Consider the following 14,237-nt stretch of genomic DNA (forward strand, 5'->3'; position numbering starts at 1 on the left):
ATTTCTGCAAGAGTTAATATTCCCTCTGCACTCCATATTACCTTATTTAATTCAGAGAGAGCCCTAAAGATGAACTATTAATTCTTAATAGCATATATGTTGTTGAGCTCCATGTACTCCGATTCTGATTTCAGAATTTCAACTCCGCCGCGATTGTAGTACCGATTGCTGATAACAGCTTCAAAGTGACTACGGATTTCTTCTTCACGAATTGCCGTGAGGCAGAACAATTGTATCTTATTTTTAAGTGCAAGCTCGATGATTGGTCGGACTACATGTTCGGATGATGCGGCTCCAAATGGATTGTCAGCAACAATTGTTTTCCAGATACTTTCTTTGCCATGTAATTTCTTACGGATGTGTGTCACAATTATCATAAACATAATCATGTAGGAGGTGTATCGTTCCCCGCCTGACCAAGAAGCGGCCTCGTCCCACGAGAAATATTCAACACCTAATTCGAGAAGTGTTTTCTTTCTCGGTTTAAATATTTCAATGTAACAATTCTCCAAAGGTGAAACGTTCTTAAGGAGATTCATGCTATTCATTTGCTGCTCAAGGTATACATTTACTTCATCATCGGTTTTCCCCTCACCTTTCAGTCTTTTGAGTTCATAAATAATCTTCTCCACAAACAAGTTAGTATTATGTAGAGATACTTCCCTGGGATTAGCATCCCACTTGATTTTCACCATCTGTATCGTATTCCCAAATAGTTCTACTTTCGAGTGCTTTGAAACTTCACAAATATTTTCGTGAATAATAACGGCACGACGGTGCGCAATATCCACAAGATTATCTTTATCTTTTCTCAACTCAGTTAGCTTACTCTGTAAGTCATTTTCCATCGCATCTAGAGCATCAAACACCTTCACAAACGCTTCAATAATGTAGTGATAATCAAATAGCTTCTCTTGCAATATGACAACAGAATTAAACTCGGTCGCAAACCGGCTTACCTTGGAATTATTAGTCTCATGTAGTGTTTTCACGTAGGATTCACATGCCTTTGTTACAGCGTATCGCTGTGACTCCAAGCTATTCTTGGAATTCAAATATGCGCTAGAGGCAACAGTTATAGCCTCAACACGAGTATCTCCAAATGTCTTCCATTCTTGTTCGTTAAATATTGGGCGTGAAATACTACCAGTCGGCAGTTCTCGCTGTGCTTGGTAGCGCTCAAGTGCAGAATGAATATCCTTCATAACATTGTTTTCCGCTTCTAAGCATTCTTCGTTCGATTTATTGTTTTCTCGGTTTTTCTGTATTGCCTCTTGGATTTCATGGATAGTCAAGGGAAATTCCTCTTCCCCATCACCATAAGGAGCCTTACCAAAGTCGTTACCGAGTGTAGAGATCATGTTGTTCACGGTTCCTTCTGCTTTAGCAACCTCTATCTTTTTATCATTAAAAAATTTTTCAAGAGAGCTAACGACATCTCTTTTATCATCTATCTTCTTTTTGAGCTCTACCCTTTCACTCTGATAAACTGCACGGTAATTCAGTTGTACCCAAGTAAACTCAAGCCCTGTATCTTCTATTGCACTTTTGGCCTTATCCCTGTTTTCAATGCACTTCAATAGAAGCTCTTGCTTAGTCTCATACCCCGCATTCTTTTCGTTCAGTTCTTTTCGTGCCTTATCCAAGGTAATTCGAATCTCTTGAAATTCTTCTTCTGAATATTCGCTTTCGAAACCGTACTCTTGATCTAACTGATATTCCTTCCCTATTTTAAGATGCTCATCAAGAGTTCGTTCCTTCTCTTGCAATAGAACTAACTGCTGCAAATTTTCCTCACGAAGTCCATCTAATTCATCTTCTATTTCATTTATTTTTGTGGTGATGGCTTCAAGCGCAAACTTCGTTGTCTTAAGAGCTGATATTTTAAAGTTAACATCCGGTTCTGGGTATTTATCAATGAAATTTTTTAGGTGTTCTGTTTTAAAATGTACTTTTTGTTGTTCTTGCCTGTATTCTTCTCTTTTGTTTTGTACAGAAGTCTGTGCTTTCCGTAGAGCAGCTATTCTCTCTGTATTAGCTGAAAGCTCGAACGCGATGGAACCCAGTCTGTCTGTTAGCTCAGATTCACGTTGAGCAAATCTCCTTGCAGAAAAGGCGTCATAGGTTTTATAAAAATCTTTCGCAGTTCGAAACGTATCCTCAAGGAAATATAATTCGTGTTGATCTTGTTTAAGTCTCTCTTCCTTACGGTTAAGCTCCTGTTTTAACTCCCTAATCATAGATTCGATTTTCTCTCGGGAAGTAAACAGCTTTCCATCCAATGCCTGAAAGGCCATAAGGCCGTCTTGGAAAGATGCAAGGATAACATCTTCATGAGATGTATTCACAGACAGTTTATTTTTAAGTTGAAATATTACTGGAATTTCAAAAATTTCGCGGTTGTTCTTAATTCTTTGCATTTCACGAACAATCGTTGCTGTCTGAGCCTCCTCTATTAAAAATGAATAAGGGAGCAGCGGATGATTTTGCAAATATTGTTCCTTAGTTTCCTCATCAACGTTTTGGTCAGCTAACCACTCGCTTCCGAGCGTAACAAGCGTACCTCCTCGATATAGTCGGTTCTTAATCTCAAGAAGAGTATGATGGGGAACAAAATATTCATTCTCAGTGAGATGTCTAATCTTTCTACGAAGCTCCTCTATCCCAACTTTTAGCTCATCCCGTTGGTAACCCCTTGTACTAATCTCTTTATCGAGCCAAGCAAGATCTTCGTCTTTTTCAGCAAACAAATCAAAAACCATTTTCCCCTGCTTGGTTAGGGTATCTGCAAGTATGGCATACTTGGTCTCATATTCCCGTGTTGCTGTTTGGTTATCATTGCGCTCAGTGTGAATTATTGATTCCTCTAAGCTAAGTTCCTTCTCCTTAGAGTGACACGTGGAGAGTTCTTCCTCATATGTTTGAAGATGATCTGAACATTCTTGAATTTGAGCCTGGATTTCCCCCAATCTCTGGACAAAGTTTTCTAACAAAATTGGGGGGCTACCAAGAGCGCCCGAATCACAAATATGTTTCGTCCGTTCCAGCTCACTCTCATAGTTTCGCACGTACTCATTGAGAGAACCTATTTCATTTTGAAGCTCACCCTTGTCATCCTGACATCTATTAAGCTCAGCAATTGTTTTATCATATTTAATTTTAATATCTCCAATTTTTTCAGAGACTTCATCTCTTGCTTTCGTCTTCTGATGAAGAATTGCTGACCAGGCAATCTGTAGTTCTTCAGTCTTATTTCGAACGGTCTCCTCTAACTCTGGCTGAGTTTTTTTCATCATTTCTAGCTCTTGAGTGTAGGAAATGACTGCTTGGTTCTCCTTGTCATACAACGCATAATGTATAAACGATTGAAGTTCTTTTTCTTTTTGCTCAAGTACAATCAACTGTTGACGGTGGGATTTAATCTCCTCCTCATACCGTTCTGCTTCTAGTTGTAGCTCCTGCATTTCACCTCGCTTTGTTTGAATGTTAATACTATCCTTTTTCCAGTTCCAATCCTGAATCTCTTGAGAAATCCTCTTTTTCTCATCCTCCATCCTCCGCAAGGCTTCTGCAGATTTTACCTGGTGCATCTGTAACGTAGAGCGAAGACGTTCAATTTTCATCAGTTCTGAATTATGTATATGCCTCTTATTCTCTAGTTCCTGAACGCTCGAGACGACCATTTCAGCCAAAGATTTAATCATTTTAAAGTCTTCAATATCATTCTGATATTCCGGAATGATTAGAAGGTTCTCTTTATATCCCTTGAAGGCCTCAATTATTTCCTTTTTATCCTCCTCAGTTTGAAAGATAGTATTTTCCATAGTAGGTACCAGCAACTTCGTGATCAACGTTTCCGTTGTCTTCGCTTTTTGGAAAAAGCCTTCTACCCCACCTTCATCACCGTTAATCTTTCGGATGCTTTCCCACTCTTCCGGGAGTATACCGTATAACATTAGGTTTTCCTTATACTTTTTATTAGAATCTGGGATTTCAACGTAGGGATAATCTAAACTGAGTAAGTATTTTCTGAACTCAGTATATCTTGTCACCATCTTATCCGTAGTAAAAGGTAACGTAGCAATATTGACTTCTGAGTCTTTCTCGTAAGTAAAAAGATAATTGAAATAATCAAGCTTGTCTTTATCCGTCTCTGCATTCTTAAAGCAAAAACCAGTCAATAAATACTTTTCTTTCTCTCCGTCTAGTAACCACTCTACCCCAATATGTCCATATGACTTTTTGGCATAGGTATCCTTAATATTTCGTCCAGCGAGACTCGAATTGGGTAACACTGTTTGCATTAAGGTCTGGATAATGCTTGTCTTGCCGCCGCCATTCTCCAGCAAAAAAATTGTATTCTTACCTCGCGGCTCCCAAATATTATCGGGAATAATTTTCTTCCCTTCATCAAACTTCAGGCCGACCGTACGGATTCGAGTTATGACTGGCATTTTAACTTCTCCCCTTTTGTGAATTTGTAATAAAGCGCATAATTCGTTCTTTTCGTCCAGTATTAAAATAATATTTGATAACAACATGACTCAGCTTTTCTGTAATTCTTACCTCTTTACCTTCCATAATAACGGCCAGTTCTTCCTTTTCTAAAAACACCAGCACTTTATTTAAAAATCCAAAATGGTGCTTATCATAATTTGATTTTTTTAAATTTTTTACCGTTTCATTAAACTCAGGCACAGAATCCCATGAATACATAATTCCTTTTAGATCCAGTTCAAGATCTTCTGCAATGGAGATTAAGTCATCTTCATCCAGTGACTTAAAATAATCCATGCTTTTGCCCACTGTCTCTAATATTTCCTCAATTCGCACGTATTGTCGTGTAGATACGGTTTGGTCCATACTATTAAAAAATTTTGACAATAACACCAGCATACAGAAATACGCCAAATAGAGATGTTCATTATTCTTCAGTCCCATTTCCTTACGCAGTTCTTCGTTCGTGTAAGAGAGTACTCGATTTTCCAAAGTAGGAACCATATATATAATACTGCTGTCTTCATACTCAAATATTTTCACTTGTGCATACGGTTCAATAACATCTCGGATCATTTCTTGTACCTCAGCTCGCTTAAAAGTACCGTAGATCTCCTCATTATCTTTGGTAATACGTCCTTCTTTTTGCAGTGCAATAAAGACTGAGAATGCATCCGCAAATTCATCCTTGAGTGTTCCCATATAAATTCCCCTTTCGTATTGCAAAATCAGAAAGAACATAGCCGTTCGGAAGAGTAATGACACTCCCATTCGGCTCGAAAGAAAAGTATCCTATGGCTTCAAGCTCCGGATATGCCTCTACAGCTAGAGCTAAGCATCTAGGAATAACTGGTAAATGGGGAATAACCTCATGTTCAATCCGTTGGAATGACGTATAGTCGCTTTGATGTAGATCAACAAGGAAGGAGTAAAATTGCATCGTGTTTGTAAGTTCCTGGTACAAGTCAAAATTCTCATTTTTTATATTTAATAGGATATCGGAAATTGTAACGCTACTGTGGGTAAGTATCGGATCACCTAAAATACGAAGGTATTCTACCACTTTGGCTTCCTTTAGTACTCGATGCATTTCTTCAGCTTTTTCAATAATTAACATTTCCTCTTCACTGACTTCATGCACTTCTACATCTTGCTCTTGCTTGCGAATAATGCGCCGCTGCGGTTGAAATACTTCAAGGGGATTGAAAATAGGCTTTCTCCGGAAAGGTAATAAGGGATTTAAAATGATTTTTAATGTCTCTAGATCTACGGGCCTTGCGGAAATTTCGCTCAAAATTTCGCGTTCGAAATTTAGTTTTACAGAAAAGGCATTGAGAATTAGCGATTCCATGGAGTGGGTCATGACCATCTGCAGCTTTTGTTTATCAGTAAACAACGATTCATGCACTGCGATTACACTCACCAATTTCCGCTGAATTTGCATTACAAGCTCAATACCCTTAATTTCCTTCGCTGTAAGTTCGCCCATATGGTAACTATGGATTTTTTCATCCACTAAATTTTTCAAGCTATTGAAAACTTCTCGTTCCCGAGTTAATTTGTCGTGAACACTCTCAAGCTGTTTTTTCAGTAATTCTTTTTTTGAAACCGAAATGGCATCCTTAACAATTTCACCCTGTAAGTCGCGAAGAGCGAAGCGCTCTTTCTTAATTGCTATTGTAATATCGTTAATTGCATTTAGCGCTTCATGAAAAAGTCCCTTTTGCATTTGCTGTTTGAAATATAATTGAGCAATAGAGATTTGAAGCTCACCATACATTTCTTTAGTTTTAAAGAGCATTTCAATACCCTCGGTTGATAAACGGAGACTGATTTTCCGCTCTTTAAGCATGTCTAGGTTCATGTCCTCATCGTACTCAAATAACCGGAATGATATTATTTCTTTACTCTTCTGTTCCAAATCGAAATACTCAAATTCATGATTGCAACCAAAGTTTCGGAGGAACTCATCGACAAGGACTTCCCGTAGCTCCTCGATTTCCTCGTTATTCAATTGGATGTCAGACCGTTCCCATAAAGTAGTTTTAAGGAATCTGTGAATACCATCAGTAGTGGTAGGCCGGTTCATCAGCATATTTTCCAAAGTGTATAGCATCACAGCAATCGCCAGCGATACAAGAGGCAGTTCACGAAAACGAATCTTATCTTTCATATAAAGAATTGGTGAAAACACCCCTAAGTTCTTCATACGTTCCCGGAAACCAACAAAAATATTGTCGTAACTATCCATTCTATAAGTCTCCTTCGGGGTGGCTTAGCTTCATAAAATCTTTACGATTTAATCCTTCTTGAGGAAGATATCCATTGCATTGTTCCACAATCGAGATAAGACTTTTACTTATGGATTCGTTGAAACATTCAAGGAAGGTCGCATAGGATAATGGTTTAGTTTTTGCCTGTTCCTTTTTACGTCGAGGTGGCACCCTATGTTCATATTTGCTTAACAATGCAAAATAGAATAAGAAAAAAGGTTGAACGTCTACGGTTTTCTGTAGAGAAGAAAAAATACTCATCCCCTTAGGATCAATATCCCCGAAGTAGTGAACCTGATAATTAATATCTCTCAGCTCTTCGATCTCGTTAATATATGAGAAGCTCCTTAGGATCTTATCCCCCTCCCCATAAATTAGCATGGAGAAGGGAATCTCTCCAAATGTGTAGATCCCTTCGATAAAGAGACGTTTGAGTGTGTAATAAGTATCTTTATTTTCTACAATCAGAATGTGGTACGATGATTTACTATGACAGGTACGACGGTATTCAAAAAAAGGCTCATAAGTAGGGTAACAGCATAAATCATCTAAAGTTATGCTGATTCGTTGGAGGACTCCCCTGTTTTGGTCTAACCACTTTTCATCATAAAAAAGTTCGAAAGATCGTTCGTTAATTGAAATAACTTCCGTATCCCCAGTCCTTAGGAACTTATTAATTTCATCCAGATACGGTTTATCTATGATGAAAAATTCATAATCTTTTGCGTAGGACGATAACGCCATTTTAGGATGATACTCATTGAGTAGCATTCGAACATATGCTTCTTCCACTGGCTCAGCTGCTTGTTCAATTTTTCGGTAAACATTGTATAGTTTCGTGCCTGTCTTACCTCTCGAGATAACAGGGGATATTACTCCGTCACGACAGATATCTTCAATCGTTTTAACAAAAGCCGGAAATCCGCCTTCTCTTTCATAACGTAATTTATGATTACGTACCAGAAAGACTTCAAGATCATCTGTCCGGATAGTTTTAGTTTTATGTTTTTCGATATATAGTGCTATCAGGTCTTTCAAAAGAACATCACCCTTTTTAGTTGCGTTTGTGTTTGAGGATTGTTTCATTAGATCTATAATTTGCATTATGCTTTTATTAAACCAAACCGACACGTCAACACTCTGTCACTGAACACTTGTTCCCACAGAATATTTTCTGTGATATTTCGATAAATTGAATTTACCCTGATATGATTGCAGTGCCTTTATAAATAAAAGAAAAAAATAACCCCCGCCTTAAAAACAAAGTGGGAGCTGCATTCAATTTCATAATAATTCGTAAAAACAACTGGATGTATATGACGAAGACAAATATATTGAAAGGAATTGAATCATACAAGCGTTTGAAGTGGTTGCGTGTTTTGTATTTTGTTATGCTTAATTTCAAATTATTTAATGTCTAATTTCGTCTAATACAAAACAGTCAATTCTATTCAAATATTCACGAATTTCCCAAGACCCTTTTAATCTTCTTTATAAATCCAAATATCCGCTTGTTCTGCGGTCAGCAATGAGAAGGTATACTCCTCGTTGCTTGGAATATACAAATAAATATTCTCACCATACCTTGGCTTGTGAGTTTTATACCATCGCTGCAAACCTAGAAACTGATAACGCCCTTCATCCACTCGATCAACCCAGCCCTCATATCTATTGCCTGAGAAATCCGTTACCGAATACTTGGTATATTGCTTCAGGTCGGAAAAGTATTCATTAATATACCGTTTGACAAGTATCCGCCCCAACTCCAGGCAATACTTGGAGATAAAATATTCGATCATGACTCCATCTTCCAACTCATATATCGTTGGATTTCCGTCTGGAAGAGATAACCGGAAAGGGAACTTAAACCGGAACAGATCTCGGAAGGATAAATTCCATTCTGTCAATGCATAAACGCCGCGCGCCACTTGATGTATCCGCTCATTCTCAATGAGATCAAGGTGCAGTGTCCCCTCATTCATATTCATCCCACGGCGCCGCAATTGTCGACGTATTTCGGTCTTATGAACCGGACGACCCGCCTGTTCGATGATCGAAATAAGTACTTCTCCGATTCTAGTATGAATCTGAGGGTCGTACTCAATCAGCCCCCATTCGCGCAATGCCCAGTAACCCCTACTGGGGCGTGACAACTTCGGCTCTGTCAGAAAAACGGAGGAGATAGAGTAAATGTAATTCCGCCGCTGCCGAATCTCAGCCTCAAGTTCGGTGTATAGCATGGGAGCACCATTCTCCATTAGAACCAAATAAGCGACATCACCCAAACGCATACTGTGAAAAGGAGCTTTCTGCATCGCATACACACGGCTGCCCACAATGGCAACTTCCCCCCAACCTTTAAGGAACGCTTTGAAGTCCCGAACATGCATATTTAAACCATGAGAATTTGCGATGGATTCTGCATATTTGAATAATTGCGAGGTCGGTATTCCCTCTTCCCCTTTCGTAAGATGCTTCAACAATGCTGGCACTATGATCGCCAACAATTCATCGTCCAAAGGACTAATGTTTATCGCGTATGTATCATCGGAGCGTAGAACAAATTCCGGCCAGAACGCTAGTATCTCGTAAATTTTCGTTTCTTCGTAATTTGTTATCGCCTTAATGATTTCATCCAGAGGCAGAGCCCCCTGTTCTGTCAATAAAGTAGTAATATTGTCAATCAGCGATAAATCCACTTGCGGTTCCCAATCCGATAAAATCCAATAATCCGTGTCGTCGATCTTACTTACCGGAAGAATGTTTAACATAAAAATAAACAAGCGTTTTAACACGATCGGTACCGGGACGACTCCCATACTTTGATAAATCAATTCCTCCAATCTTAGAGGTTTGCCCACCCTGATAAATGTCGCGATAATCAACTCATTCCATTGACTTCGTTGAGAATGAGCATACCGATTGATTACTCTAAGCGAATCGGGTAAACCCGACTTCGGCAGCCAGTAGAGTCGAGTAACTGGAATAAGCACATCCTGCAGCTCGAGTAAAACACGTACGATATCATAGGATAAAGGCAACCGCTTCAACGCTCTCGGAAGATAACCATTACTCGCCCTAACAACATAAACGACCATGTTAATTATATCTTTCTTATGCAGACCGTATAAGTTACAGAGTGCCACAACTTCCTCCATAGTTCCAATGGTGCCGCGCACAAAGATTTCCCTGCCTAATCGCCTCCACCCTTGTTTACTCAAAGTTTTCCAAGCGGATTTCGGACTTATGCCGGTAAGTTCACACCAGAACTGTAGATCGTTAACGTGAAAAACTATATCAAACAGCCTTCTGAATGCCCGGCAAAATTTCTCCTGATTTAATTGTTCCAGAACCGATACTGCTGATGATAATTCCACGAATTCTCGCCTCATTTCTTGACGATCTTTTCAAAATGTTACTCGATATTGAATCGGCTCCAATTGCGCATGCAAGGAAATGTACACATAAGGGTTTTCGATCATATCGACTGTCGGCTCTATCGGATCTGTCTGATCGACGAGATATAAATAATATTGGCTTCCTAACACCCTAGCGACTTCCAATTCATGACGGGACCAATAGAAGGAACGATCAGGTCCAACACTTTTCACTTCAATGAATCTGTTCGGTTTAGGTGCGGATGTAGTGTAGGATAAAATGTCATAGCCAGCGTTCACTAATCTATCTGATATGCATTCTATTCGAACAGCTTCCGCAACAAGACCTTGCTCTTGAAGCCTCCGCTTCTCGAAACGCAACGCATGATCTTCCGCTTCCCTGCCAGATTGTGCCTGAAGCTCCAAAATTGCCTGAAGTTCTTCTAATGTCATTGGCGGTTGCTCCAACTGATAGGCACGCATCCATGCATGCTCTTCCACCAACTCCAGACAATCACCCGATTGGACCGCTACACCGAGATAGAGCATTTCTTCCGTCCATTGCTGCAGCGTTTTGGTGATTTGTGTGCGGGTGGCCTGTTGTTTCTTTGAAGCAGTCATAGAAAAACACGCCACCCACTGCCGGCTTATCTCGTACGCTGTTGGAACATACCATGACGTTATCAGCTTTTTCTGCTTTGCATTCAATTCGTAGCTGTTTTCAACGCCGGACTCAGACAAACGATTGCCACGCGGCAGCACGAACACTTGATGTCTTTCCACCATTCCAAGCAGCTTTAATTGGAGCAGAAGATCCAAAACTAGTTGAGCTTTTGTTTTTCTGCCCCCAAGGAAAGAGCCTTCCAATATTCTGAGAAGATGACTTCGTGTTATCTGGCATTGATATTTGCCTTCGTAATCCTGTATAGTGCGAATAGTCCATAATAAATCGCAAAACTTTTTCATGCACGCTTACTCCTAATATGATGAATAACCGTCTCAAAATCTTTTTGAAGTTCGTTTTCTTGATTCCACTCATCCTGATCCAAATCCAATGAACCGATAGGCATGTCCATGTCGATGACACTGCGCATTAACCATGCTTTTTCCTGCAACCTCTGATGTATCACCTCGTCGACTGTTCCTTCGCTCTCGATAAAATAGTAAGTTGTCGATTGATCCTCATCTAGTCCAATCCGGTGGATGCGGTCGAGCGACTGGAGGTAATGTCCGCAGTTAAAGCTACGGTCCAAATAAATCGCATGATGACAATCCTTGTGAAGGGAGATCGACTCCGCACATGCCGCTGGATTTGCAATCAAAATACATGGCTTATCTGATTTCTTAAACAAACGAATCTGCTGCTCCCGATTGAACTCCTCATCATCTTCATCGCTTTTTGGAACACCCCCGAAGATTAGGTAAGTAGGGATTCCAAGTCTGACAAAATCCTGACGTAGCTGAAAAATATTGTTGACAAACGTGCTCCACAATAGTACTTTGTGACCTTGCTCAACTAACTCCTGCGCAAGTTCAATGGCTTTTTGGAGCTTACTTGGCTTCTCATATTGTGGATACTTCTCGATCAGCCTGACCATGTCACCTCCGTCATATAGGAAAGGTGGAATCTGGAACTCCTGTGAGAAGTCCGCTAATAGCGCGGGATTTGAAGCAGTCTGCATTAACCGAATAATTTTAGCGCGCCTGAACCGAGCAATCTCTGCAACCTCGCGCGAGGAAAATCGTTCCATCTCTTCAATGGTACGGGCAGCGATTACGTCATAAATCTGCTGCTGTAACTCCGACATCGGCACGGTTACCCTTTGAATCTCGAAAGGAGGCAGCTCCAGGTCCTGCTTATTGATGCGATAGAAAAAAGGTCGGATTTTGTTCTTAATCCACTCAACATCATCTTCATTTCGCTTCACTTCAGCCTTATATTGGTTCTGCTCGCCGAGCAGAAACTTTCCCGGCCATAGGAACGTTAATTGTGAATATAGGTCAAACAATCCATTCGGCATAGGAGTACCCGTGCTGATTGCACGGCGTTTGGCGTATGGCGCCAGCCTTAAAAGTGCATTCGCCCACGTTCCGTTCTCAAAACGTTTAATGTAATGGGATTCATCCACAACCAACATGAAGCGGTACCGTTGCATCAGATCAATCAGCCGGTCCACATCAATTGCTGCGGTTTGAAAGCTTGTCAGAAAAAGGTCAGCCCGATCAGGCGTATTATATTTCCGCTCTCTCTCTGGTCCGAGAAGCCGATAGCTTACGGCAGGTCTACCGAAGCAGCCGACATATTCTTCTTCCCACGCCATAAAAGAGCTTGGAGGACCGATCACGAGAATTTTTTGGATTTCGCCCGCCTCACGCCATATAGAAAAACCGGCGTACAGCATCGTAGTTTTTCCACTACCTGGAACCGAGAAATTAGCCGTATGTTGTACCGCAAGCATATGGCGAACCGCTTTCTCCTGATAGGGTTTCAACTTTCGCTGAAATCCAGGCAATGGGAGAACTTCCGCTACATTCGTATCCTCTTTTACCGAAATCCCAAGCTCCGACGCAACTTCGAACACCTGCTTTTCTTCGCCAATATGTTCGTTAAGCCGGTCAAAATTTTCGCTCATTTGCACGGGTATTCGTTTCCGTCGAAAGAACGCGATGAGGTCATCCACTGTACTCCGGATTTTAATTTGATCGTCCATAACATATTTCTGGGAGGACTCACTTTTCAAAAAACCCTGCTCCCGAAACATAAGGGAATATTGACCCGAAAAAAGCTCAGGACGCCCGGTTACATCGACAATAAGCACATTCTGATCGTACTCGATATGTACCATCGACGGTTAAGCTCCCATTTGCTGACGGATATCTGTCATCAGTTCATTCAGTTCCTCAAAAGCATCCTTAAAATCCTGCTTGGTAAAAGCATCGCTATCGTCGTCCTGAACCTGCGTTAACAGCGTAATCGCTTTCTTCAACTGCTCCACCGGGCGGACGTTATTTCGTTGCATCCGCGATAGCTCGGCTGCAGCCGATACGTCGTTGAAAATATCCTGAGAGGTGGCACTTTCGTTGTTAAACATGTTTTGAGTCAGTACCTGATGAATCTTGTCGTTGACGAAAGCTTCCCGGATATAACGAATATGATCACGTTGAGTTATTGTTTTATCAAAATCTTTGTCCAGGTTCACTTCAAGCATACGATACATCACATCAACCGCTTCCTGGATCTTGAAAGCAGTTAGCCCCAGTGTCTTCATCGCCGAGATTTCCTTCTGAATCTCAACAAAATGCTCATTCAAATTCAGTAAAAGCGTATAGTTTTCCTGCTGGCCGATATATTCTAGAAATCCGTCAACCAGGTCAAGCCGATTCTGATAATCTTTGATTTTTTTTAAGGTCCAGTCCAGCGTTTCACAGAGTTCCTGCTCACTCATATACTCTAGGCCTTCTCTAATCTTTAGCAGATCGTTAATCGGGTTGTATTCCTCCTTCAAATCGGCTTTGATCTGAAATTGAACTTCAAGCTTGTAAATTTCCTTTGCAGGCACATTCGCTGGAAGGCGGTGAACCAGCAAATATTGATAACGCGAATTCGGATGTTTGGAATTAAGTCGCTTCATGCAGGCCAATCGGCGATTGGCATCAACGAGAAAACCGTCGTGTGTGATAACACCCGGTCGCAATTGGCTATGACGCTCCAAGTCCTCCAAGAGACGCTGCGACTTCGGATTATCTGGTATCAGTAAGTCGATAAAATAAGTTTCATGAGCAGGATTACAATTGTCCAACTCGAAGCCCAGCTCCTGCTCTTTCAAGCGCTTCTCCGCAGCAAAGCGGCCGTTATCAATATTGAAACTTAGAAACGTGATCGGCAGCTTGTAAACCGGCAATACCTGTGGCTGTCCCATGAATAAAAGCATTTCCCGCGAATTGATAACGGTTTCTCCGCCATTAAGTATATACTGATCGATTTGGTGCGCCCGTTCCGTCCACATAGTAATCGCTCCTTGTAAAAATATATTATTTGATTAGTAAAACACTATCATTAGACATTTTGGTATTACTGCTAGATAGCTAT

At 40.7% G+C, this 14,237-nt stretch carries 8 protein-coding genes; all 8 read right to left on the reverse strand.

Annotated features, from left to right (window positions below):
- Window positions 1–77: 77 nt before the first annotated feature.
- The 8 genes from ACUN27_RS34715 to ACUN27_RS34750 all read right to left on the reverse strand — a co-directional run bounded on the left by ACUN27_RS34715 (window position 78) and on the right by ACUN27_RS34750 (window position 14,154).
- A complete protein-coding gene (locus ACUN27_RS34715) occupies window positions 78–4,541 on the reverse strand; it encodes a hypothetical protein (protein WP_445560427.1) in 4,464 nt (1,487 codons plus the stop codon).
- Entirely contained in the window at window positions 4,456–5,199 is a 744-nt protein-coding gene (locus tag ACUN27_RS34720; protein ID WP_445560428.1) for a DUF6063 family protein, read from the reverse strand. Before ACUN27_RS34720 ends, ACUN27_RS34715 begins: the two co-directional genes overlap by 86 nt.
- Complete coding sequence (locus tag ACUN27_RS34725) at window positions 5,180–6,748, reverse strand: hypothetical protein (protein WP_445560429.1); 1,569 nt, start codon at window positions 6,746–6,748, stop codon at window positions 5,180–5,182. Before ACUN27_RS34725 ends, ACUN27_RS34720 begins: the two co-directional genes overlap by 20 nt.
- Window position 6,749: 1 nt before the next feature.
- Entirely contained in the window at window positions 6,750–7,856 is a 1,107-nt protein-coding gene (locus tag ACUN27_RS34730; protein WP_445560430.1) for a Wadjet anti-phage system protein JetD domain-containing protein, read from the reverse strand.
- 395 nt (window positions 7,857–8,251) lie between these two features.
- The gene (locus ACUN27_RS34735; RefSeq protein ID WP_445560431.1) at window positions 8,252–10,147 is read right to left on the reverse strand and encodes a hypothetical protein; all 1,896 of its coding nucleotides are present in this window, start codon (window positions 10,145–10,147) and stop codon (window positions 8,252–8,254) included.
- Between the two features lie 30 nt (window positions 10,148–10,177).
- Window positions 10,178–11,113, reverse strand: coding sequence for a DUF3883 domain-containing protein (locus ACUN27_RS34740; protein WP_445560432.1), 936 nt, complete (start codon window positions 11,111–11,113; stop codon window positions 10,178–10,180).
- Complete coding sequence (locus ACUN27_RS34745; protein ID WP_445560433.1) at window positions 11,110–12,993, reverse strand: DEAD/DEAH box helicase; 1,884 nt, start codon at window positions 12,991–12,993, stop codon at window positions 11,110–11,112. Before ACUN27_RS34745 ends, ACUN27_RS34740 begins: the two co-directional genes overlap by 4 nt.
- A gap of 6 nt (window positions 12,994–12,999) precedes the next feature.
- Window positions 13,000–14,154, reverse strand: coding sequence for a hypothetical protein (locus tag ACUN27_RS34750; protein WP_445560434.1), 1,155 nt, complete (start codon window positions 14,152–14,154; stop codon window positions 13,000–13,002).
- Between the last annotated feature and the right edge of the window lie 83 nt (window positions 14,155–14,237).

The sequence above is a fragment of the Paenibacillus sp. WC2504 genome, from assembly GCF_052682475.1.